22 protein-coding genes are annotated in these 21,258 nt (G+C 73.7%); 11 read left to right on the plus strand and 11 right to left on the minus strand.

Annotated elements, in window-relative coordinates:
- Positions 1–7: 7 nt before the first annotated feature.
- The 8 genes from ACA514_RS19060 to ACA514_RS19095 are packed head-to-tail and all read right to left on the minus strand — an operon-like array spanning position 8 to position 7,073.
- Complete coding sequence (locus ACA514_RS19060) at positions 8–880, minus strand: SDR family NAD(P)-dependent oxidoreductase (protein ID WP_375042511.1); 873 nt, start codon at positions 878–880, stop codon at positions 8–10.
- Positions 881–884: 4 nt separating this feature from the next.
- A complete protein-coding gene (locus tag ACA514_RS19065) occupies positions 885–1,796 on the minus strand; it encodes an LLM class F420-dependent oxidoreductase (protein ID WP_375042641.1) in 912 nt (303 codons plus the stop codon).
- 7 nt (positions 1,797–1,803) lie between these two features.
- Positions 1,804–2,658, minus strand: coding sequence for an NAD(P)-dependent oxidoreductase (locus tag ACA514_RS19070; RefSeq protein ID WP_375042512.1), 855 nt, complete (start codon positions 2,656–2,658; stop codon positions 1,804–1,806).
- Positions 2,655–3,050 (minus strand): carboxymuconolactone decarboxylase family protein, encoded by a 396-nt coding sequence (locus ACA514_RS19075; RefSeq protein WP_375042513.1) that lies wholly within the window; start codon positions 3,048–3,050, stop codon positions 2,655–2,657. The genes ACA514_RS19070 and ACA514_RS19075 overlap by 4 nt, the downstream gene beginning before the upstream one ends.
- A 23-nt stretch (positions 3,051–3,073) precedes the next feature.
- Entirely contained in the window at positions 3,074–4,498 is a 1,425-nt protein-coding gene (locus tag ACA514_RS19080) for an aldehyde dehydrogenase family protein (protein ID WP_375042514.1), read from the minus strand.
- 32 nt (positions 4,499–4,530) lie between these two features.
- Positions 4,531–5,511, minus strand: a complete 981-nt coding sequence (locus tag ACA514_RS19085) for a 2Fe-2S iron-sulfur cluster-binding protein (protein WP_375042515.1) — start codon at positions 5,509–5,511, stop codon at positions 4,531–4,533.
- Positions 5,512–5,565: 54 nt separating this feature from the next.
- Positions 5,566–6,309, minus strand: coding sequence for an SDR family NAD(P)-dependent oxidoreductase (locus ACA514_RS19090; RefSeq protein WP_375042516.1), 744 nt, complete (start codon positions 6,307–6,309; stop codon positions 5,566–5,568).
- A complete protein-coding gene (locus ACA514_RS19095; RefSeq protein ID WP_375042517.1) occupies positions 6,306–7,073 on the minus strand; it encodes an SDR family NAD(P)-dependent oxidoreductase in 768 nt (255 codons plus the stop codon). Before ACA514_RS19095 ends, ACA514_RS19090 begins: the two co-directional genes overlap by 4 nt.
- A gap of 53 nt (positions 7,074–7,126) precedes the next feature.
- On the opposite strand from ACA514_RS19095, the gene ACA514_RS19100 reads away from it, so the two are divergent.
- From ACA514_RS19100 to meaB, 3 genes are read left to right on the plus strand one after another with little or no spacing between them, the layout of a single operon-like run.
- On the plus strand, positions 7,127–8,587 hold the full coding sequence (locus ACA514_RS19100; protein WP_375042518.1) for a class I adenylate-forming enzyme family protein: 1,461 nt from the start codon (positions 7,127–7,129) through the stop codon (positions 8,585–8,587).
- A complete protein-coding gene (locus tag ACA514_RS19105; protein ID WP_375042519.1) occupies positions 8,580–9,734 on the plus strand; it encodes a thiolase family protein in 1,155 nt (384 codons plus the stop codon). The genes ACA514_RS19100 and ACA514_RS19105 overlap by 8 nt, the downstream gene beginning before the upstream one ends.
- A gap of 19 nt (positions 9,735–9,753) precedes the next feature.
- Positions 9,754–10,632: a methylmalonyl Co-A mutase-associated GTPase MeaB gene (gene meaB / locus ACA514_RS19110; protein ID WP_375042520.1), complete on the plus strand. Its 879-nt coding sequence runs from the start codon at positions 9,754–9,756 to the stop codon at positions 10,630–10,632.
- A gap of 3 nt (positions 10,633–10,635) precedes the next feature.
- On the opposite strand, the gene ACA514_RS19115 is transcribed toward meaB, so the two are convergent.
- Complete coding sequence (locus ACA514_RS19115) at positions 10,636–11,478, minus strand: acyl-CoA thioesterase (RefSeq protein WP_375042521.1); 843 nt, start codon at positions 11,476–11,478, stop codon at positions 10,636–10,638.
- Positions 11,479–11,524: 46 nt separating this feature from the next.
- Entirely contained in the window at positions 11,525–12,202 is a 678-nt protein-coding gene (locus tag ACA514_RS19120) for a TetR/AcrR family transcriptional regulator (RefSeq protein WP_375042522.1), read from the minus strand.
- A gap of 111 nt (positions 12,203–12,313) precedes the next feature.
- Here ACA514_RS19120 and ACA514_RS19125 point away from each other — a divergent pair, with 111 nt between their 5' ends.
- Positions 12,314–13,300: an NADPH:quinone oxidoreductase family protein gene (locus tag ACA514_RS19125; protein WP_375042523.1), complete on the plus strand. Its 987-nt coding sequence runs from the start codon at positions 12,314–12,316 to the stop codon at positions 13,298–13,300.
- On the opposite strand, the gene ACA514_RS19130 is transcribed toward ACA514_RS19125, so the two are convergent.
- Entirely contained in the window at positions 13,297–13,839 is a 543-nt protein-coding gene (locus ACA514_RS19130) for a carboxymuconolactone decarboxylase family protein (protein ID WP_375042524.1), read from the minus strand. The genes ACA514_RS19125 and ACA514_RS19130 overlap by 4 nt on opposite strands.
- 303 nt (positions 13,840–14,142) lie before the next feature.
- On the opposite strand from ACA514_RS19130, the gene ACA514_RS19135 reads away from it, so the two are divergent.
- The 7 genes from ACA514_RS19135 to ACA514_RS19165 are packed head-to-tail and all read left to right on the plus strand — an operon-like array spanning position 14,143 to position 21,119.
- On the plus strand, positions 14,143–15,516 hold the full coding sequence (locus ACA514_RS19135; protein WP_375042525.1) for an ABC transporter substrate-binding protein: 1,374 nt from the start codon (positions 14,143–14,145) through the stop codon (positions 15,514–15,516).
- Complete coding sequence (locus ACA514_RS19140; RefSeq protein WP_375042526.1) at positions 15,516–17,627, plus strand: inner-membrane translocator; 2,112 nt, start codon at positions 15,516–15,518, stop codon at positions 17,625–17,627. Before ACA514_RS19135 ends, ACA514_RS19140 begins: the two co-directional genes overlap by 1 nt.
- Entirely contained in the window at positions 17,608–18,318 is a 711-nt protein-coding gene (locus tag ACA514_RS19145; protein ID WP_375042527.1) for an ABC transporter ATP-binding protein, read from the plus strand. Before ACA514_RS19140 ends, ACA514_RS19145 begins: the two co-directional genes overlap by 20 nt.
- Positions 18,315–19,022 carry an ABC transporter ATP-binding protein gene (locus tag ACA514_RS19150; RefSeq protein ID WP_375042528.1) on the plus strand — a complete coding sequence of 236 codons (708 nt, stop codon included), beginning with the start codon at positions 18,315–18,317 and terminating at the stop codon, positions 19,020–19,022. The genes ACA514_RS19145 and ACA514_RS19150 overlap by 4 nt, the downstream gene beginning before the upstream one ends.
- Positions 19,019–19,477 (plus strand): hypothetical protein, encoded by a 459-nt coding sequence (locus ACA514_RS19155; RefSeq protein ID WP_375042529.1) that lies wholly within the window; start codon positions 19,019–19,021, stop codon positions 19,475–19,477. The genes ACA514_RS19150 and ACA514_RS19155 overlap by 4 nt, the downstream gene beginning before the upstream one ends.
- The gene (locus ACA514_RS19160) at positions 19,474–19,794 is read left to right on the plus strand and encodes a hypothetical protein (protein WP_375042530.1); all 321 of its coding nucleotides are present in this window, start codon (positions 19,474–19,476) and stop codon (positions 19,792–19,794) included. Before ACA514_RS19155 ends, ACA514_RS19160 begins: the two co-directional genes overlap by 4 nt.
- 29 nt (positions 19,795–19,823) lie before the next feature.
- Positions 19,824–21,119, plus strand: coding sequence for an amidohydrolase family protein (locus ACA514_RS19165; RefSeq protein WP_375042531.1), 1,296 nt, complete (start codon positions 19,824–19,826; stop codon positions 21,117–21,119).
- Positions 21,120–21,258 lie beyond the last annotated feature (139 nt).

A 21,258-nucleotide genomic window follows, 5' to 3' on the forward strand; every position in this document is an offset into this window, starting at 1 on the left:
GGGCCGGTCAGCCGCCCTCGCCGCGGGCGGCCATGGCCTTCAGCACGGGCACGGGCACGTGGTTCGCCCAGCCCGACTCCGGCCAGTTGAACCAGCCCGAGGACGCGTACGTGCCCCCGTCCGGGTGCAGGGTGCTCCCGGTGACGTACGCGGACAGCCCCGACGCGAGGAACACCACGCAGCCCGAGATGTCGGTGACCTGCCCCACGCGTCCCATCGGGAACGCGATGCGGACGCCGTCGGCGCCGGCGAGGGCGTCGTCGCCGGTGGCGAGCTTCGCGAGGTTGTCGGTCGGGGCGTAGTCGGGCGCGACGTTGTTGACCCGGATGCCGTCGGGGGCGAGTTCGACCGCGAGCGTCCGGCCGAACTGCTCCACCGCCGCCTTCGCCGCCGCGTAGACGGCGAAGCCGGGCGCCGCGCGGTGCGCCTCGATGGTCGTGATGTTGACGATGCTGCCGCCGCGCCCGCCCGCCCGCATCCGCTCGATGGCGAGCGAGCAGGCGTGCAGGACGTGGGACAGGTTCGCGCGCAGCAGCGCGTCCCAGCCCTTGGGGGCGGTGTCGGCGAACGGCGCGCGGAACGTTCCGCCGACGACGTTGACGAGGGTGTCGAGGCGGCCCCAGCGCTCGTCCACGGCGGTGCAGAGCGCTGCGAGCGCGTCGGGGTCGCGGACGTCGCCGTGCCGGACGATCGCGTCGACGCCCCGGCCCTCCAGCGAACGGCGCAGGGCGCCGGCCGCGTCGGCGTCGATGTCGAGGACCGCCGGGCGGACGCCGTTGGCGGCGAGGTCGGTGGTGATGGCCTTCCCCAGCCCGCCCGCTCCGCCGGTGACGACGGCGACGGTGCCGTCCAGGCCGCCCCGCTCCTCGAACCAGCCCATGCCGCTACCGCCCGTCCCGCAGATAGGTCGCGCCGAAGGCCTCCAGGAACTCCAGGGTGGCCGCGAGCGAACCGGTGCCGCTCGACACCACCACCCAGGTGACGCCGGCCTTCTCGATCTCGGCGAGCGCCTCGCGGTGGCGGTCGGCCTCGGCGGCCGGGGTCGCGAGCCCCGCGTCCTGGTAGGAGTGCAGGACGTCGATCCGGTCGGTGCGGCCGTTGGCGGCCGCCGCCTCCCGCAACTCGGCGACGGCCGCGGCGAGGTCGTCGAGCGAGCCGAGCGCGGGGGTGCGGGCGGTGGCGCTCAGCTGCGCGCCGCCGGTCATCGGCATCCAGCCCTGCGCGCGCTCGGCGACGCGGCGGCGGCTCAGCCGGGAGTTGCCGCCGATCCAGATCGGGATCGGGTCCTGGACGGGCCGGGGCCGCGCGATCACGTCCCGGGCGCTGAAGTGCCGGCCCTCGTAGCCGAACGGCTCGCCGCTCCAGTGCAGCGGGAGCACGTCCAGGGCCTCGTCGAACAGCGCGTTGCGCTCGTCCATGTCGACGCCGAGGGCGTGGAACTCGCTCTTCTGGTAGCCGGTGCCGAGGCCCAGGGTCAGGCGTCCGCCGGAGAGCTTGTCGAGCGTCGCGGCGGCCTTGGCGAGCAGGAACGGGTTGCGGTAGGGCGCGACGGCCAGGTGGGTGAGCAGCCGCAGCCGCTCGGTCGCCCCGGCGGCGTAGGCGAGCGCGACGAACGGGTCCAGCGTCTGGTGCCCGCCCGCCGCGAGCCACCGGGCGCCCGGCACCGGGTGCTCGCTGAGGGACAGGCCGTCGAAGCCGGCCCGTTCCGCCGCGACCGCCACGTCGCGCAGCGGACCGGCGTCCAGGACGTCGCCGTCGAGCCCGCTCGTCTCGGGGTAGTGGTAGATGAACCGCATCGTCACCTCACGGGTGCTGGACGAAGGGATATATCCGGGTGAAGTCGGCGCCGGGTTCGGCCTCGGCGAACCGCTCCCAGATCGACGCGGTGACCGCGCCGACCGCGGACGGGCCGCCCTGGTCCGCGACCGAGCGCAGGTAGAGCCGCACGTCCTTGCACATGAGGGAGTTGGTGAAGCCGGAGGCGTAGCGGCCGGTGAGCACGTGGTCGGGGAACTTGTCGCCGGTCGCGCCGCTGCGCCCGCTCGCCGCGTTGAGCACGGCGAGCATGGTGCCCATGTCGAGCCCGGCGGCCACGCCGAAGGCGACGGCCTCGCTGGTCGCGGCGAGCGCGGTGGCCGACAGGAAGTTGTTGGCCAGCTTGAGCGCCTGCGCGAGCCCCGGCCGGTCGCCCACCCGGTGGCGGCGGTCGCTCAGCCCGGCGAGCACCGGTTCGACGTGCTCGCAGGCGTCGTCGGACCCGGAGTACATCACCGCGAGGGTGCGGGCGCGGGCTCCGGCGACGCCGCCCGACACGGGGGCGTCGACGTAGCCGATGCCGCTCCCGGCCAGCAGGTCGGCGACGCCCCGGGCGGCGGCCACCCCGATCGTCGAGGTGTCGACCACGTGCGTCACGCTGAGGACGGGCGCCTCGGCGATGCTCCGGGCGACCTGCTCGGAGGCGGTGCCGTCCGGGAGGCTGAAGACCACCACGTCGGCCTTCTCCGCGAGCGCAGCGACGTCGTCGGCATGAGCGGCGCCCTCAGGGGAGCGGGCGGGGCCCGCGACGTCGTACGTCACCACTGTCAGCCCGGCGCCGACGAGGTTGGACGCCAGCACGGCGCCCATGTTGCCGAGACCCACGAACCCGACGGTCGTCACCGGCCCGCTCCCTTCTGTTCCCGCGCCGTCCGCACCTGCTGGATGCTCCGCTTGGCGGCGACGCCCGCCGGGGCGCCGCAATAGGCGGCGACCTGGAACAGCAGCTCGTCGACCTCCGCGTCCCCGACGCCCGCCCGGTGCGCGCTGCTCGCATGCAGCCGGAATTCCTCCATCCGCCCGAGCGCGGCGGTCATCGCCATCACCAGCAGGCTCCGGTCACGGGACGTCAGGGCGCCTTCTCGCGCCCACACGCCCCACGCCATCGTGGTGATGTAGTCCTGGAACTCCCCGGCCACCGTGTCCGGGTCGGCGGCCGTGCCGTCGACGTAGGCGTCGCCGAGCACCGCGCGGCGCACGGCCCGCGCCGCACGCAGGTCTTCGCTCTCTTCCATGGGTCCTCTCAGGGGGCCGGGGTTCAGGGGCGCAGGGACAGGCTGACGGTCTTCACCTGGGCGTACTCGTGCAGGGCCTCGACGCCCTTCTCGCGCCCGTACCCGCTGGACTTGAAGCCGCCGAACGGCGTCTCGATGCCGAGCGCGCCGCCGTTCACCGACACCTGCCCCGCGTCGATCCGCTCGGCGAGCCGCAGGCCGCGGGCGGCGTCGCCGCTCCACACGGCGCCGACGAGCCCGTAGTCGGTGTCGTTGGCGAGGGCGAGCGCGTCCGCCTCGTCGGCGAACGGCATCGTGACCAGGACGGGGCCGAACACCTCCTCGCGGGCGATGCGCAGGTCGGGCGGCACGCGGGCATAGACGGTCGGGCGGACGAAGCGTCCGCGCGCCCCGGGCCCGTCGTCGTAGGCCGACCCTCCCGTCACCGGCACCGCGCCCTGGCGCTCGGCGTCGTCGAAGTGGTCCAGGACCTTGCGGAACTGCGCCTCGGTGATCATCGGCCCGAAGTCGGCGCCGGGCCGCAGCCGCTCGACGGCCGCCACGACGCGTCCGACGACCGCGTCGTGCGCCGGGGCCTCGACCAGGAGCCGGGTGGTGGCCGAGCACACCTGCCCGGCGTTGAACGCGACGGCGGACACCGCCGCGGCGACCGCCCCGTCGATGTCGGCGTCGGCGAACACCACCAGCGGCGACTTGCCGCCGAGCTCCAGCGTCAGGGGGATGAGCCGTCCGGCGGCGATCCGGGCGAGGTGCCGCCCGGTGACGACCGAGCCGGTGAAGGTCACGCGCCGCACGGCCGGGTGGGCCGCGAGTGGGGTGCCCGCGTCCGGGCCGGTGCCCGTCACCACGTTCAGCAGGCCGGCGGGAAGCCCGGCCTCGCCGGCGAGCCGGGCCAGGGACAGCGTCGACACCGAGGTGAACTCCGACGGCTTGGCGACGACCGCGTTGCCCGCGGCCAGCGCCGGTGCCAGCGCCCGGCACGCCTGGTTCAGCGGCAGGTTCCACGGGGTGATCGCGGCGACGACGCCGTACGGTTCGAGCCGCGTGTAGGCGTGGTTGCCCGTGCCGAGGTCGATGGTGCGGCCGTGGTGGGCGCGCAGGACCCCGGCGTAGTAGCGGAAGTAGCCGGCCGACATGCCGATCTCCATGCGGAGCTGGCCCTCGGTCTTCCCGGTGCAGGCCCGTTCGACCTCCATGAGCTCGCCGGCGCCGGCCTCGATCGCGTCCGCGACCCGGTGCAGCACCTCGGCGCGGTCCGCGCCGGACCGGCCGGCCCAGTCCGGCTGGGCGGCCGCCGCCGCTGCCACCGCGCGGTCCACGTCGGCGGCCGAGCCCGCGGCGATCTCGTCGCCCGGCAGCCGTGTCGAGGGATCGGTGGTGGGCAGGTAGGCGCCGCCCGCCGGGTCGTCGGGCCGGCCGCCGATCCAGTGGCGGTGGCGAACGGGCATGCCTTCCCCCATCTCGTTCCCCGCTGACGCGGTCAGTCGTCGTAGACGACGGTGATGTGCTCGGTCGCCGGCTCGCCCTGGCAGGTGAGCACCCACCCTTCGGCGACCTCGTCCTCCTCCAGGGCGTTGTTGACGCGCATCTTGGCCTCGCCGTCGGTGACCTGGGCCATGCACGTGGCGCAGTTGCCCGCCTCGCAGGAGAACGGCGGGGTGAGGCCCGCCCTGCGCGCGCTCTGCAGCAGCGTCTCGCCCGCGCGTTGCGGGATCGTCTTCCGCTTGCCGGACAGGACGATGGTGACCGTGCCCTCCTTCTCCGGGCCCGCCGGCGCGTCGTCCGCCGCGGCGAACCGCTCGATGAAGATCCGGCCCTCCGCGACGCCGAGGGACAGCAGGGCCCGCTCGACCAGGTCCATGAAGGGGGCGGGGCCGCAGATGTAGAAGTCGGCGTCCTGGTCGGCGCCGGCGAAGCCGCGCACCCGGTCGGCGGTGACGAAGCCGCTCTCGGCGTCGAGGTGGCGCTCGATCTCGAACCGCCCGGGGTGGCGGCCGGCCAGCTCGGCCAGCTCGGCGCGGAAGATGGCCGAGCCGGCGTCCCTGTCGGCCGCCAGCACCCGGACCCGCCGGTCCGTGGTGGCCAGCGCGCTCTTGACGAGGGACGCGATCGGGGTGATCCCGCTGCCCCCGCAGAACGCCACCAGCGGCGCGGCGGTCTCCCGCAGGCAGAACGCGCCGGCCGGCCGGGTGACCTCGACCAGGGCCCCGGGCTCCAGGTTGTCGAGCATCCAGTTGGAGACCAGCCCGCCGGGCACGCGCTTCACCGTCGTCCGCAGCTCGGCGTCGGTGTCCGGCGAGCTCGACATCGAGTAGCTGCGCAGAACGCCGCAGGCCTTGAACGTCAGGAACTGGCCGGCCCGGTAGGGGAACGGCGCGTCCAGCGCGTACGTCCGCGCGTCGGCCGTCTCGTCGATGACCCGCGTGATCCGGACCGGGTGGAAGCCGTGGTCGTGCGCCATACATGAAATCTAGCTTCTCAATGACCGAGAACGCAATTCTCTGGACCGGGCGGGTCAGGGCAGGGCCTCCGAGCGCTGGACGGTCCCGGTGACGCCGCCCGCGTCCTGGCCGGCGAGCAGCACCGCGGCCCTGCCCATCGCCTCCGGCGGCTCGACCATCTCGTCGGGGATCTCCCTGCCGCCGCCACCGGCCGTCCAGCCCTCGGTCAGCACGACACGGGACGGGGCGAGGCAGTTCACCGCGATGTTGTCGGGCGCGAGCTCGGCGGCGAGCCCCAGGTAGAGGCGTTCGACCGCCGCCTTGGAGACCCAGTAGGCGTTGGCGCCCCGGTCCGTCATGCCGACGCCCGAGGTCGTCACCGCCACCAGCGAGCCGCCGCCGCGCGCCTTCACGTGCGGGATGACGGCCCTGGTCACCAGGAACACGCCGGTGAGGTTGACGTCCAGGCACAGCTGCCAGCGCTTGAGCGGCGTCGACTCGATCGGGCCGAGCCAGAGGACCCCGGCGTTGGCGATGAGGACGTCGATGCCGCCGAACTCCGCGACGGTCGCGGCGACGGCCGCCTCCACGGAGTCCTCGCTGGTGACGTCGCAGGGGACGGCGAGGGCGCGGCCGCCCGACCCGTTGATCCGCTCGGCGACCGAGTGGATCGTGCCGGGCAGCCGCCCCTCGCGTTCGGACCGGGCGGCGACGGCGACCGCGGCGCCCGCCTCGGCGAGCGCCACCGCCACCGTCCGCCCGATGCCGCGGCTTGCGCCGGCGACGAACGCGACCTTGCCCGCCAGCGGTCCCGTCACTTCGGCGGGAACCGCAGGGCGCCGTCGAGGCGGATGACCTCGCCGTTGAGGTAGTCGTTCTCGCAGATGTGCTGGACGAGCGCGGCGTACTCGGGGGAGCGGCCCATGCGCTTCGGGTGCGGGACCTGCGGCCCCCAGTACGCCTCCAACTGGTCCCCGGCCTTGCCGTAGGCCGGGGTCAGGAACGTCCCCGGCGCGATGGTCACGACGCGGACGCCCAGCGGCGAGAGGTCGCGGGCGGCGACGATGGTCATGCCGACGACCCCGCCCTTGGCGGCCGCGTAGGGGATCTGCCCGATCTGCCCCTCGTACGCGGCGATGGAGGCGGTGTTGACGATGACGCCCCTCGCCCCCTCCTCCGAGACCGGCTCCTGCTTCCCGATCGCGGCGGCGGCCAGGCGCATCACGTTGAAGACGCCGGTCAGATAGACCTCGATCGTCGTGCGGAAGCCGGCGAGGTCCAGGGGCGAGCCGTCCTTGCCGACGAGCCGCCCGCCGCTGGCCGGGCCGCCGTGCGCGTCCACGGAGATCCGCAGCGGCCCCGCCGCCTCGGCCGCCGCGATCGCCGCCAGCACGGAGTCCTCGTCGGTGGCGTCGGTGCGCACGTAGCGGACGCCGAGCTCGCCCTCCAGCGCCTTGCCCTTCTCGTCGGCCAGGTCGGCGACGACGACCTTCGCGCCGGCCGCGTGCAGGCGGCGGACGGTGGCCTCGCCGAGCCCGCCGGCACCGCCGACGACGATCGCGGAACTGCCCTCGATGTGCATTCCGTTACCCTCTCTTGCGAGTAGGAATCTTAATGGGCGAGAATAGCATTCTCATGAACATCATCATGATCCTCGAGATGGCGGCCTCGGCGGGCGACCGGACGGCGGTGACGGCGGACGGCCGCTCGCTGACCGCCGCGCGGCTGCTGCGCCTGGCCCGCGCGGCCGCCCACCGGTTCCGGCGGCATCCCGCCGTCCTCTACCTGGCGGCGAACCACCTCGCCTACCCCGTGGCGCTGTTCGGCGCCGCCGTGGCGGGCGTGCCCTTCGTCCCCCTCAACTACCGGCTCGGCGAGCGGCAGCTGGACGAGCTGCGGGCCCGCCACCCCGGCGCGCTGGTCCTGCGGCCCGGCGACCTCGACTCCTTTCTGGCGGAGGCCGAGGCGGCGGCGTCCGCGAACGAGCCCGGCCTGGAGGCGGTCCCCGACAACGACCGGGACGCGGTCGCGGTGCTGCTGTACACCAGCGGCACCACCGCCGCCCCGAAGTCGGCCGTGCTGCGGCACCGGCATCTGCTCGCCTACGTGCTCAACACCCTGGAGTTCGGGTCCGCGGGGGAGGAGGACGCGGCGCTGGTCGCGGTCCCGCCCTACCACGTCGCCGGCCTGGCGAACCTGCTGTCGAACCTCTACACCGGCCGCCGGCTGGTGTACATGTCCGCGTTCGACGCGCGGGAATGGCTGGAGACCGTCCGGCGCGAACGGATCACCCACGCGCTGGTGGTGCCGACGATGCTGGCGCGGATCGTCGCCGAGGTGCCCGGGGACGACGCCGGGACGCCGACGCTGCGCAACCTCGCCTACGGCGGCGCGCGCACCCCGCTGCCCGTCCTGGAACGGGCGCTGCGGGTCTTCCCGGAGACGGGGTTCGTCAACGCATACGGCCTGACCGAGACGGCGTCGTCCATCGCGGTCCTGGAACCGGACGACCACCGCGCGGCTCTCACCTCGGACGACCCGGATGTCCGGGCGCGCCTCGGGTCGGTGGGCCGGGCCCTGCCCGGCGTCGAGTTCCAGATCCGCTCCGACGAGGGCGAGCCCCTGGGGCCGGGGGAGACCGGGCTCGTGTTCGTGCGGGGCGAGCAGATCTCCGGGGAGTACGGGGGCAGGAGCGCCCTGGACCCGGAGGGCTGGTTCGCGACCCGCGACCGGGGGCGGCTCGACGCCGGCGGCTACCTGTTCATCGAGGGGCGCGCCGACGACACCATCATCCGCGGCGGGGAGAACATCGCCCCGGCCGAGATCGAGGACGTCCTGGTGGCGCATCCCGGGATCGAGGAGGCCGCGGTGCTGGGCGTGCCCGACCCCGAATGGGGGCAGCGCCTCGTCGCCGTCGTCGTCGGGCGGGGCGACCCGGAGGAGATCAGGCGGTGGGTCCGGGAACGGCTGCGCTCCTCCAAGACGCCCGACGACATCGTGTTCCGCGCCGAACTGCCGAAGACCGACACCGGGAAGCTGCTGCGCCGCGTCCTGCTGTCCGAGATGGACACGACCTTGGAGAACACCAGTGCCTGAAGCCGTCATCACCTCCGCCCTGCGCACCCCCGTGGGCACCGCCTTCAAGGGGACCCTGCGCGACACCACCGCCTACGACCTGGCGCACCACGTGGTCGCCGCCGCGGCGACGGGGCTCGATCCCGAGCAGGTCGACGACGTGATCCTCGGAGAGGGGCTCTACGGCGGCGGCGTCGTGGCCCGGCACGCCGCGATCACCGCCGGGCTCACCTCGGTCGCCGGGCAGGCCTGCAACCGGCACTGCGCCGCCGGGCAGGCCGCCGTCCAGGACGCCGCCGCGAGCATCCGGGCCGGCATGGACGAGCTCGTCATCGCCGGCGGGGTGAACTCCGCCTCCACGTCGCCGAAGTCGCGGTTCCTCGTCGGCGGCGAGTGGGTCGAGCCGTGGAACCCGCCCACCCATCCGGACCGTCCGGACGCCCCCAACCTGGACATGTCGATCACCGTGGGCTGGAACGCGGCCGTCAAGGCGGGCGTGTCCCGCGAGGAGATGGACGCCTGGGCGCTGCGCTCGCACCGCAACGCGATCCGCGCCATCGACGAGGGCCGCTTCAAGGAGGAGATCGTCCCCATCGAGACGCCGCACGGCACGTTCTCCGTGGACGAGCACCCGCGGCGCAGCACGTCCATGGAGAAGCTCGCCTCGCTCAAGCCGCTGCATCCGGAGATCGAGGGCTTCAGCATCACCGCCGGCAACGCCTGCGGCAGCAACGACGGCGCCGCTGCCCTCGTGGTCGCCAGCGACCGGCTCGCCGCGCGCGCGGGGCTGCCGGTGCTCGGCACCGTCCGGTCGTGGGCGTCGGTCGGCGTCGACCCCGCCGAGACCGGGCTCGCGCCGGTGAAGGCGATCCCCAAGGCGCTGGCCCGCGCCGGGCTCAAGCCCGACGACGTCGAGGTGTTCGAGATCAACGAGGCGTTCGCGTCGATGTGCGTCGCCACGGTCGGGATGCTCGGGCTCGATCCCGACCGGGTGAACGTCAACGGCAGCGGCTGCTCGCTCGGCCACCCGGTCGCCGCCACCGGCGCCCGCATGCTGGTCACGCTGGTGCACGAGCTGCGCCGGCGCGGCGGCGGCGTCGGCGTCGCCGCGATGTGCGCGGGCGGCGGCATGGGCTCGGCCACCGTCATCGAGGTCCCGGCGCCGTGACCGCGGGGGCCGGCGCCCGGTGAACGTCCCGGAGATGGTCGCCGCGGCGCGCGGCGGGTCGGTCCGCGCCGCGGGCCGGCTGCTCAGCCTCGTGGAGGGGCCGCGCCGCGGCGAGGTCCTGGACGTCCTCGGCCCGGCGGCCGCACGGGTCATAGGCGTGACCGGCCCGCCCGGCGCGGGCAAGTCGACGACCGTCGCGGCGCTGGTCGGCGCGTACCGCGCGGACGGGTCGCGGGTGGCGGTGCTCGCCGTCGACCCGTCCTCGCCCTACAGCGGCGGCGCCCTGCTCGGCGACCGGATCCGGATGTCCGCGCACGCCGCCGACCCCGGCGTGCTCATCCGCTCGCTGGCGACCCGCGGGCACCTCGGCGGCCTCGCCACCGCCGTGCCCGCGGCCGTCCGGGTCCTCGCCGCGCTCGGCTACGACCCGGTCATCGTCGAGACGGTCGGCGTCGGGCAGTCGGAGATCGAGATCGCCGCGGTCGCCGACCCCGTCGTGGTCGTGCTCGCGCCCGGCGCGGGCGACGCCGTCCAGGCCGCCAAGGCGGGGCTGCTGGAGATCGCCGACATCCTCGTCGTCAACAAGGCCGACCGCGACGGTGCCGAGCGGACCGTCCGCGAGCTGCGCGCCGAGACACGGGCACCGGTCCTCACCCTCGTCGCGCCGAAGGGGGAGGGCCTGCCCCGGCTCGTCGAGGCGATCGGAGCGCACGACCGCGCCGACGATCCCGTCCGGCGAGCGGGACGCGCCCGCGCGCAGATCCTCTCCCTGGCGCAGAGCCGGCTGCGCGGGCACCCGGTCCTCGCCGAGCTGGCCGCCGACGTGGCGGCCGGCCGCACCGACGCCTACGCCGCCGCCGAGGACCTCCTCCGGAGGCCGCCCGGCGGGGCGGGCTGACGATCAGCGGCGGAAGCGCAGGAGGGCCTCCTGCGCGTAGGAGGCGACCAGCGCGCCGTCCTCGGTGAGCACGTCGCCCCTGCCGAAGCAGCGGCCGTGCGCCACCAGCGGGCTGTGCTGGCGGAACAGGAGCCAGTCGCCGGTGCGGAACGGCCGGTGGAACCACAGCGTGTGGGAGGTGACGGCGGAGGTGAACGCGGTGCCGGCGTCCCGCTGGCCGACGCCCTCGACCGGGCGCAGCGCCGTCCCGATGAGGGTGAGGTCCGTCGCGTAGGCGGTGAGGGCGGGGGCGTAGGCGGCGAGGGCGCCGTCCGGACCGGCCCCGGGGATGCGCATCCACAGCTCCAGCTCGGGCGGCCCGGACGCGGCGGCGTCCAGGTCGGCGGACGCGCGGGTCTCCCAGGGGAGCAGGTCGATCTCCACCCGGTGCTCCGGCCCTGGAACGGGCGGCGCCTTCGGGATCGTCTGGTGGTCGGGCCCGTCCTCGGCGGCGTGCATCGAGACCGCGGCGGTGGCGATGACGCCGGACGACTGCCGGGCGGCGACCGCCAGCGTCGCGAACGTGCCGCCCTCGCGGTGGCGTTCCACCTCGTAGCGGACGGGCTCGCCGGAGGCGCCCTCCCGGGGGAACAGCGCGTGCAGGGACTTGACGGTCTTGCCGGGGCAGGCGAGCGCGGCCGCCCGGGCGAACTGGGCCAGCAGCTGCCCGCCGAACAGCCGGTGGTAGCTCAGCCGCTGGTTGCGCCCCTCGTACGCCGCGGACGCGCCCCCGGCGCCGGCCGCCCGGGCCGGGGGGAGCTCGCGCAGATCGAGGCAGGCCAGAAGGTCGCTCCAAAGATCGGGCATACCTTCAGTGTAGTGATGTTCTTCTATTTGAGAACAACGTTCTCACTCAGGGGCGGGCGAGCCCCATCGCGCAGAAGTCCCACACCTCGTCGGCGCTCAGCGGGTGCGCGCCGTCCTCCTCGGAGACCTCGCTGGACTGCGCGACGAACATCACCGTCTGCATCACCAGCGCCGCCGCGCGGCGCGGCCGGACGCCCTCGCGCAGCTGCCCCGCCTCCTCGACCTGCGTCGTCAGCTCGGTGAACAGGGCGAGCATCGGCGCGTGCGCGATCTTCACCTCGGCCGGATGGGAGACCAGCAGCTGCGGGGCGAAGTCGGTGAACAGCGGCCGCTGCGCGCCCGGGTCGGGGCGCGACAGCTCGAACAGCAGCTGCACCGCCACCCGGAGCCGGTCGAGCGGGTCCGACTGGCCGGCCGCGGCGGCCCGGATCTGGTCGGACGACCTGCGCAGGGCGTCCTCGAACAGCGCGAGCAGCAGCTCGTGCTTGCCGTCGAAGTGCTGGTAGAAGCTGCGCAGCGACTGGCGGGAGCGGTCGACGACCTCCTGCACGGTGAAGTCGGTGGTGTTCTTCTCCGTGATGATCGCCTGCGCCGCGTCGAGGAAGCGCTCCACCCGCTGTTCGGCGCGGAGCTTGGCGGCCTTGGTGGAGCGCTCGACCGCGCGCTGCTTCCAGGCCGGTTCCTCGGCCGGGGTGCTCGCGGACGGATCCGTCTTCTGTGCCATGTCAAGAACCTTACTGCACGCAGCCGGGACGACGTTTGCAGTCTCACCGCCCGAACCGGAAACATGGCGAGATCATTACTTTCTTATTCAGAGAATGATATTCTCGCCACTGTGAGAGCGCTGCGTTGCACCGTGCACGGTTCGCTGGACGACCTGACCGTGCGCGAGATCCCCGAGCCGGTCGCCGGCGCCGGCCAGGTCGTCGTCGACGTCCGGGCCGCCGCCGTCAACTTCGCCGACATCCTCGTCGTCCAGGGCGCCTACCAGGTCGCCGCCCCGGTCCCCTTCACGCCGGGGAGCGAGTTCGCCGGACGCGTCGTCGAGGTCGGGCCGGCCGTCGAGGGGTTCGCCGCCGGCGACGCGGTGTCCGGCTCGGTGTTCGTCGGCGCCTTCGCCCAGCGGGTGGTGGTGCCCGCGGCCAGCCTGACCGCGCTGCCGCCGGACGCCGACCTCCGCGCCGCCGCCGCGTCCGGGGTCTCCTACGCCACCGCCTACCACGCGCTCACGCTCGTCGCGGAACTGCGCGCGGGGGAGACGCTGGCCGTGCTCGGCGCGGCGGGCGGGGTCGGCCTCGCCGCCGTCCAGCTCGGACGGCTCCTCGGCGCGCGCGTGATCGCCGTCGCGTCGTCGGAGCGCAAGCGCGGCCTGTGCCGAGCCGAAGGAGCGGACGACGCCCTGCCGTACGAGGATCTGAAGCAGAACCTGGCCGAGGCGGGCGGCGCCGACGTGGTGCTCGACCCGGTCGGGGGCGCGCACGCCGAGCCGGCCCTCCGCGCGCTGCGCTGGGGCGGGCGCTACGTGACCGTCGGCTTCGCCGCCGGCGAGATCCCCCGCATCCCGCTCAACCTCGTCATGCTCAAGGGGATCAGCGTGCGCGGCTTCGAGTTCGGCGGCTGGGCCCGGCACGACCGCGACGCCCTCGCGCGGGGCCGCGCCGAGCTGACCCGGCTGTTCGCGACGGGCGAGCTGAAGCCGCACATCCACGCGGTCTACCCGCTGGAGGACGCGGCAGGCGCGCTCGCCGCCGTCGCCGGCCGCAGCTCGGCGGGCAAGGTCCTGATCGTGCCCGCGGACCCGGACGCCCCGCACGGGGACTAGAGCTGCCTGTCGGTCGGCTCGTCGGGCTCGACGCCGAAGGTGTTGAAGGCCATCGCGAGCATCGCGTAGGTGCCGACGGTGAAGACCAGGTCGATGAGCTGGCGCTCGTCGAGGTGCTTGCCGAGCAGGGCCCAGGTCGCGTCGGAGACGGTCGAGTCGCCGTCAAGTTCGCCGACGGCCCGCAGCACCGCGCTCTCCAGCTCGTCGGCGGCCTCGCCGCGGCCGGCCGCCTCGATCTCGTCCTCGGACAGGCCGATGTCCGTCGCGAGCTTCACGTGCTCCGTCCACTCGTAGGCGCAGCCGCGCAACCGGGCGATCCGCAGGACGGCCAGCTCGCGCAGCCGGGGCGAAAGGGTAGAGCGCATCATCAGGTAGCCGCTGAAGGGCAGGAACCGCTTCGTCAGGCGCGGATTCCGGACCAGCGTGGCCAGGGCGTTGCCCGCCCCGCGCGGGTTGATGAGGTGCTCGGGCAGCAGCACGCCCAGCGCGGCGTGCTCCACCTCGGTCCACTGCTCACCCGGCAGCGGTGGCAGGCGCATGGGTCGCCCCTCTCCTGAGAATTGTATTCTCTCTTTCTGGTTTGAAGATTCTCACGCGGTCGGCGCCACCGTCAACGCCGGGCCCGCGGGCGGCCTCCCCGGCCTGCCTGCGGCGTCGCCGGATCCGGCCGCAGCGCGCGGACCGTGCGGCCATGACCTGAGTGATCAAGGAGTTCTTCGAACCTGGATCCTTGATTCTCGGCATACGAGAAGCTAGTTTCCTTGCAGCAAGAGGACGACACCAGAGGGTCGGCGACCACCTGCTCCGCCAGCCGCTCGGGGGAAGCACCGAGGAGGAAACCCGTGAGAACGCCGACGACCATAGCCGCCCTCGCGGCGGTCGCCCTGCTGGCCGCCGGTTGCGGCCGCAGCGGCGGCGGCAGCGAGGAACCGACGCAGGGCGCGGCGCCGAAGCAGGCCGTCTCGGCCGACTTCGGCGACCTGAAGGACGTGTGCGGGCCCGGCGGCCCGGCCAAGGCGCCCGCGCAGGGCGTCACCAAGAACGCGATCGACGTCGGCGTCTTCAGCGACGTCGGGTTCACCAAGAACCCCGAACTGCTGGACGCCGCGAAGGTGTTCACGTCCTGGTGCAACGAGCTGGGCGGCGTCAAGGGCCGCAAGCTCGTCCCGAACATCCGGGACACCAAGATGATGGAGGTCCGGCAGCGGGTGCTCGAGTCCTGCAAGCAGGACTTCGCGCTCGTCGGCGGCAGCGCCGCGCTCGACGGCATGGGCACCAAGGACCGGCTCAACTGCCTGCTGCCCGACTTCCCCGCCCAGCAGAGCATGGTCCCCAACAACGGCTCGGACCTGCAGCTCGCCCAGACGGGCGGCGTCTCCTACAACCGCTACCAGGGCTACTGGTCGTGGCTGCTGAAGGACGCCTACCCCGGGTCGAAGGGCTCCGTCGGCATCATCTCGGGCGACTCGCCGGTCACCAAGGTCCTCGGCGGCCAGGCGCAGGAGTCGCTCAAGGCGCTGGGCGGGAAGATCTCCTACAGCGACCTCTACCCGGCCCAGGGCGTCTCCGACTGGACCCCCTACGCCCAGTCCATCAAGAGCAAGGGCGTCAAGGGCCTCATCTTCTACGGGGACTTCACGAGCCTGGCCAAGCTCGAGCAGATCCTCACCGGCATCAACTACAAGCTCGACTGGATCGACGCGAACAACAACGCCTACCTTCCCCAGTTCATCAAGCTGGCGGGCCCGTCCCTGAAGGCGCAGAACAACTTCGCCGACCTCAGCGGGCTGCACCCGCTGGAGACCGCCTCGGACAGCCCGGCGACCAAGAAGGTGCAGGAGCTCTACAAGAGGTACGCCTCCGGCGCGAACGTCACGAGCGTGGCGCTGCGCAGCTTCTCGGCCTGGCTGCTGTTCGCCAAGTCGGCCGCCACCTGCGGCGACGACCTGACCCGCAAGTGCGTCTACGAGGCCGCCCGCAAGGAGACCGCCTGGACCGCCGGCGGACTGCAGGCCCCGATCGACCTCTCCAAGAACGACGTCCCACTGGACTGCTTCAACGTCGAGAAGGCCACCCCGGACGGCTGGAAGCCGGCCGACTTCAAGCCCAACAACGGTCCCTACCGCTGCGGCGCGCCCAAGTACAAGTACACCGGCGCCTATGGCAAGCCGCTCACCCTCGCCGATGTCGGTAAGAGCATGAACGACCTCAAGTAATGGACCAGTTCCTCGCCTTCGGGATCGTCGGGCTGAGCACCGCCGCCATCTACGCGGTCATCGGCAGCGGGCTGGTGCTCACCTACGTCACCACCGGTGTGTTCAACTTCGCGCACGGCGCGGCGGGCATGCTGGCGGCGTTCACCTACTGGCAGCTCTCCGCCGGCTGGGGGTGGCCCGTCCCGGTCGCCCTCGCCGTCGTGCTGCTGGTGCTCGCGCCCGCGTTCGGGCTGCTCGTCGAACGCGTGCTGCTGCGCCCCGTCCAGCACCTGGGCGAAGCCGAGCGGATGGTGATGATGGTCGCGCTGCTCAGCGGCCTCATCGCCGCCGCGCGGTGGGTCTGGGACCCGAACGTGGCCCGGCCGCTGCCGACGTTCTTCGCCGACCGGACGCCGCTGCACTGGGGATCGGTCACGATCACCTGGCACCAGGTGCTCACCATGGCGGTCGCGGTGGCGGTCGCGGCCGGCCTCTGGGCGCTGCTCAACCGGACCCGGACCGGCGCGGAGATGCGGGCCACCGTCGACGACCGGGCGCTGGCCGGGCTCACCGGGGCCGACCCGGTCCGCGCGAACCGGGTCGCCTGGGTGCTCGGCACGCAGCTCGCGGCGGTCGGCGGCATCCTCATCGCGCCGGCCGTCGCGCTGGACGCCCAGCAGCTCTCCCTGCTGATCGTCAGCGCCTACACCGCGGCGATCTTCGGGCGGCTGCGCAGCCTGCCGCTGACGTTCCTCGGCGCGGTCGTCGTCGGCTGCATGGAGAGCTACCTGACCGGCTACCTGCCGCAGAACGCCTACCTTCCCGGCCTGCGGCTGGCCGCGCCCGCGCTGCTGCTGTTCGTCGCGCTGCTGCTGTTCCCGCACCGGCGGCTGCGCGGCCGGGACCGGCGCCTGGCCCCGGTGCCGCTGCCGTCGATGCGCGGGGCGCTGCTGTTCGCCGCGTCCGTCGTGGTGGTCGGCGTGGTGCTGGCGACCGTCCTGCAGGGCAAGGACCTCATCACCCTCGGGCCGCTGCTGCCGCTCGGCCTGGTCGCGCTGTCGTACGTCCCGCTGACCGGGTACGCGGGCCAGATCTCGCTGTGCCAGCTCAGCATGGCGGGGATCGGCGCGGTCGTGTGGGCCCATCTCGGCCGGGACGGGCAGCCGTGGGCGCTGGTGGTCGCGGTCCTCGTCGCGGCGCTGGCGGGGGCGCTCGTCGCGTTGCCGGCGCTGCGCCTGTCGGGGGTCTACCTGGCGCTCGGCACGGCGGCGTTCACGGTGGTGCTCGACCGGTGGCTGTTCACCCTGCCGTCCTTCACCGTGTTCGGGGTCCGGATCTCGCTGTTCGACCAGGGGTCGCTGGAGGTGTCGGGCCCGTCGCTGTTCGGCCTGCGGCTGGACGGCGACCGCGAGCTGATGGTGTTCTCGGCGGTGTGCCTCGCGCTGGTCTCGCTCGGCGTGGCCGTGCTGCGCCGCGGCCGGTTCGGCCGGCGGCTGATCGCGCTGCGCGACAGCGAGGCGGCCTACGCCACCCTCGGCGGCAACCTGCTCGTCGCCCGGGTGGCGGTGTTCGCCCTGGCGGCCGGGATCGCCGGGTTCGGCGGTGCGCTGTACGGCATGCAGCTGCGCACGATCACGGCCGACCAGTTCAACCTCGTGGCCGGGCTGCCCATCTTCCTGATCGCGGTGATCGGCGGTCTCGGCTGCGTCGGGAACGGGCTGTTCGCGGGGACGGCGTACGTCGGGCCGAACATCCTGCTCGGCCTGGCCTCGTGGACGCAGAACGTCGTCGCGATCCTGCCCGCCCTGGCCGGCATGGGCCTCGGGCACAGCCCCGACGGCATCGTGCCCCGGCTCCGCCGCGACTGGGAGCCGGCCGCCCGGGACCGGATCGTCCTGCCCGCGCTGCTGTGCGCCCTCGCGCTGGCGTGGCTGCTGCGGGTCCTGGACGTGGTCGACGGCTGGGTCCTGCTGGTCGGTGCGCTGGTCGTGGCATCGGCGCTGCGGGCCTACGCGGCGGCGCGGCGCGGCTCTCCGGCCGAGCCGGACATCCCGGTCGAGTGGTGGGGCGTGCGGCGCCCCTGGCGCGCCGAGGACGGGGAGGTGCTGGCCCGTGGCATCGCTCGAGGTTGAGGGCGTGACGGTCGCCTACGGCGGGAACCTCGCCCTGGACGGCGTCGGCATCGCCGCCGAACCGGGCCGCGTCACCGGCCTGATCGGGCCGAACGGCGCGGGCAAGAGCACCCTGTTCGACGTCGTGTCCGGGCTGCGCCGCCCGTCGGCGGGGCGCGTCCTGCTCGACGGCCGCGACGTCACCCGGCTGGGGCCCGCGCGGCGCGCCCGGCTCGGGCTGGCCCGCACGTTCCAGCGGCTGGAGCTGTTCGGCCGGCTGAGCGTCCGCGACAACCTGCTCGTCGCCGCGGAACTCGGGCCGCAGCGGCGGCACGCCGCCCGGATCGCCGAAGAGATCATCGGCCGGCTCGGGCTGGCCGGGGTCGCCGACGGCCTGGCCGACGCGCTGCCCACCGGCGCCGCCCGCCTCGTCGAGGTGGGCCGCGCGCTGGCGGTGCGGCCGTCCCTGCTGCTCCTCGACGAGCCCGCGGCCGGGCAGGACGCCGCCGAGACCGAGCGGTTCGCGGCGCTGCTGCGGTCGCTGGCCGGCGACGGGACCGCCGTCGTCCTGGTGGAGCACGACATGGGGCTGGTCATGAGCGTGTGCGACGAGGTGCACGTGCTCGACCTCGGGAAGGTCATCGCCGCCGGGCCCCCCGAGGTGGTCCGCGCCGACGAGACCGTCCTCGCCGCCTACCTGGGGGAGTCGTGAGCGCCCTGTTCGAGCTGCGCGACGTGCGCGCCGCGCACGAGCGGATCACCGTCCTGCACGGGGTGAGCCTCACCGTGGCCGCGGGCGAGGTGGTGGCCCTGCTCGGCCCGAACGGGGCCGGCAAGACCACGACGCTGCACGTCGCCGCGGGCGTGCATCCGGCCGAGTCGGGACGGCTGCTGCTCGGCGGCCGCGACGTGACCGGCGCCCGCCCGCGCGACCTGGCCCGCGCCGGGGTCTGCCTGATCCCCGAGGGCCGCGGCGTGTTCCCCAACCTGTCGGTCCGCGACAACCTGCTGATGATGACCTTCACCGGCCGCACCCGCGCGGAGGTCGAGGAGGTCGCCTTCGGGCGCTTCCCCGTCCTCGCCAGGCGCGCCGCGCAGACGGCCGGCACCCTGTCGGGCGGCGAGCAGCAGATGCTCGCCCTCGCCCGGGGCCTCGCCGCCGACCCCGCCGTGCTGCTGCTCGACGAGCTGTCCATGGGCCTGGCGCCGCTGGTCGTCGGCCGGCTGTACGAGCAGGTCGCCGAGATCGCCCGGCAGGGCGTGGCGGTGCTGGTGGTGGAGCAGTTCGCCGCCGCCGTCCTCGGGATCGCCGACCGCGCCGCCGTGCTGGTGCGCGGCCGGATCGAGCGGGAGGGCCGCCCGGACGACGGGCTGCGCGCCGAACTGTCCGCCCTCTACCTGGGGAGTCCCACATGAGCCCGACCGACACGACGTCCGCCGAACCGAGCCGCGGCGCGCGCGGAACCGGGGAGAACGCGCCGGACGAGGCGCGCGGCGAGGAGGCCCGCGGCGCGCAGGCGCGCGCGGACCGCTTCGTCCGCGAGCTGGCGGAGCTGAAGATCCCCGACCCGGCCGCGGGCCGCTCCGCGCTGTGGCTGCGCCTCGGCGCCCTGCTGATGGCGGCCGGGGCGGCGCTCGCCGTGGCGGCCTACGCGCTGTCGCACGGCACCCGCGACCCGCTCGTCCAGCGGGACGCCATCACGCTTGGCCTCGGCGGCGTCACCGCCGCCGTCGCCGGGTCCGCGGTGTTCCTGCGCTACTCGCTGACCGGGTTCCTGCGCTTCTGGATGGCCCGGCAGTCCTACGACATCGCCCAGCTCGCCGACCGCCTGCTCGACAGGGAGAAGGAGAAGGAGGACGTCCGCCCATGACCGCACCGGCACCGCGCATCGGTGACCAGCTGGCCAGCACCGCCTGCGGCACGCGGGTGATCATCGTGCGCGCCCCCGCCGGGGGCGTTCCGGAGATCTCCTGCGGCGGCAGCCCGATGGTGCCCGCCTCCTCGACGGGCGGCGCGCCGCCCCCGCCGCCCGGCGGCGGGGAGGCCGCGACGCTCATCGGGAAGCGCTATGTCGACGCCACCGGAACGCTCGAGCTGCTCTGCACCTCCTCCGGTGCGGGCGAGCTCAGCTGCGGCGGTGCCCCGATGACCCTCAAGGCGGCCAAGCCGCTGCCCGCCTCCGACTGAGCCGCCCGCCCCCGGCCGAAAGGAACGCCATGAAGCGCGAGGACATGATCCTCATCAGCGTCGACGACCACATCATCGAACCGCCCGACATGTTCGTGAACCACCTGCCGAAGAAGTACCGGGACGACGCGCCCCAGCTCGTTCACCGCGAGGACGGCAGCGACGTCTGGAAGTTCCGCGAGACCGTCATCCCCAACGCGGCGTTGAATGCGGTGGCGGGGCGTCCGAAGGAGGAGTACGGGCTGGAGCCGCAGGGGCTGGATGAGATCCGGCCGGGTTGTTATGACGTGAACGAGCGGGTCAAGGACATGAACGCCGGGGGGATCCTGGCGTCGATGAACTTTCCCTCGTTCCCGGGGTTCGCGGCGCGGTTGTTCGCCACCGAGGACGCCGACTTCTCCCTGGCGCTGGTGCGGGCGTACAACGACTGGCATATCGATGAGTGGTGCGCGGCGCATCCGGGCCGGTTCATCCCGATGGCGCTGCCGGTGATCTGGGACCCGCAGGCCTGCGCGGATGAGGTGCGGCGGGTGGCGGCCAAGGGCTGCCACTCGCTGACCTTCAGCGAGAACCCGGCCGCGATGGGCTACCCCAGCTTCCACAGCGAGCATTGGGACCCGCTGTGGCAGGCGCTGGTGGACACCGGCACCATCCTGAACGTGCACATCGGCTCCTCGGGCCGGCTGTCGATCCCGGCGGTGGACTCCCCACCCGATGTGATGATCACGCTGCAGCCGATGAACATCGTGCAGGCCGCCGCCGACCTGCTGTGGTCGCGCGTCATCAAGCAGTACCCCGACATCAAGATCGCGCTGTCCGAAGGCGGCACCGGCTGGATCCCCTACTTCATGGAGCGGGTCGACCGGACCTTTGAGATGCACGCCACCTGGACGCTGCAGGACTTCGGCGGCAAACTGCCCAGCGAGGTGTTCCGCGAGCACTTTTTGACCTGCTTCATCAGCGACCCCCTCGGCGTCCGGCTGCGGCACGACATCGGCATCGACAACATCTGCTGGGAAGCCGACTACCCGCACAGCGACTCGATGTGGCCCGGCGCCCCCGAAGAACTCCACACCGTCCTGCAACGCTGCGACGTACCCGACGACGAGATCAACAAGATGACCCACCAGAACGCCATGCGCTGGTACAACTTCGACCCCTTCCCCCACATCCCCCGCGAACAGGCCACCGTCGGCGCACTCCGCAAAGCCGCAGAAGGACACGACGTCTCCATCCAGTCCCGCAGCAGCCGGCTGATCGCCCCGGAGGAGAAGCTGGAGGCCTACCGGTCCCGCGCCCGTGCGGCGGTGGCGGCGGCCAAGTGAGCGATCTCGTACGAACCGAGCGGGACGGGGCGGTGCTGGTCGCCACCCTGAACCGGCCGGAGGCCCGCAACGCCCTCAACCCCGCGCTGATGGACGAGCTGTCGGCGGGGGGGCGCACCGCCGCCCCCGCTGCCGGCGG

This window comes from Actinomadura sp. NTSP31 (assembly GCF_041951385.1).
GTDB classification, from domain to species: Bacteria; Actinomycetota; Actinomycetes; order Streptosporangiales; family Streptosporangiaceae; genus Spirillospora; species Spirillospora napierensis.

Bases quoted from the DNA above. Each gene is read 5' to 3' on its own strand.
- ACA514_RS19060 (WP_375042511.1), bottom strand. From the start codon at position 880: ATGGGCTGGTTCGAGGAGCGGGGCGGCCTGGACGGCACCGTCGCCGTC.
- ACA514_RS19065 (WP_375042641.1), bottom strand. From the start codon at position 1,796: ATGCGGTTCATCTACCACTACCCCGAGACGAGCGGGCTCGACGGCGAC.
- ACA514_RS19075 (WP_375042513.1), bottom strand. From the start codon at position 3,050: ATGGAAGAGAGCGAAGACCTGCGTGCGGCGCGGGCCGTGCGCCGCGCG.
- ACA514_RS19080 (WP_375042514.1), bottom strand. From the start codon at position 4,498: ATGCCCGTTCGCCACCGCCACTGGATCGGCGGCCGGCCCGACGACCCG.
- ACA514_RS19085 (WP_375042515.1), bottom strand. From the start codon at position 5,511: ATGGCGCACGACCACGGCTTCCACCCGGTCCGGATCACGCGGGTCATC.
- ACA514_RS19095 (WP_375042517.1), bottom strand. From the start codon at position 7,073: ATGCACATCGAGGGCAGTTCCGCGATCGTCGTCGGCGGTGCCGGCGGG.
- ACA514_RS19100 (WP_375042518.1), top strand. From the start codon at position 7,127: ATGAACATCATCATGATCCTCGAGATGGCGGCCTCGGCGGGCGACCGG.
- ACA514_RS19115 (WP_375042521.1), bottom strand. From the start codon at position 11,478: ATGCCCGATCTTTGGAGCGACCTTCTGGCCTGCCTCGATCTGCGCGAG.
- ACA514_RS19120 (WP_375042522.1), bottom strand. From the start codon at position 12,202: ATGGCACAGAAGACGGATCCGTCCGCGAGCACCCCGGCCGAGGAACCG.
- ACA514_RS19130 (WP_375042524.1), bottom strand. From the start codon at position 13,839: ATGCGCCTGCCACCGCTGCCGGGTGAGCAGTGGACCGAGGTGGAGCAC.
- ACA514_RS19140 (WP_375042526.1), top strand. From the start codon at position 15,516: ATGGACCAGTTCCTCGCCTTCGGGATCGTCGGGCTGAGCACCGCCGCC.
- ACA514_RS19155 (WP_375042529.1), top strand. From the start codon at position 19,019: ATGAGCCCGACCGACACGACGTCCGCCGAACCGAGCCGCGGCGCGCGC.
- ACA514_RS19160 (WP_375042530.1), top strand. From the start codon at position 19,474: ATGACCGCACCGGCACCGCGCATCGGTGACCAGCTGGCCAGCACCGCC.
- ACA514_RS19165 (WP_375042531.1), top strand. From the start codon at position 19,824: ATGAAGCGCGAGGACATGATCCTCATCAGCGTCGACGACCACATCATC.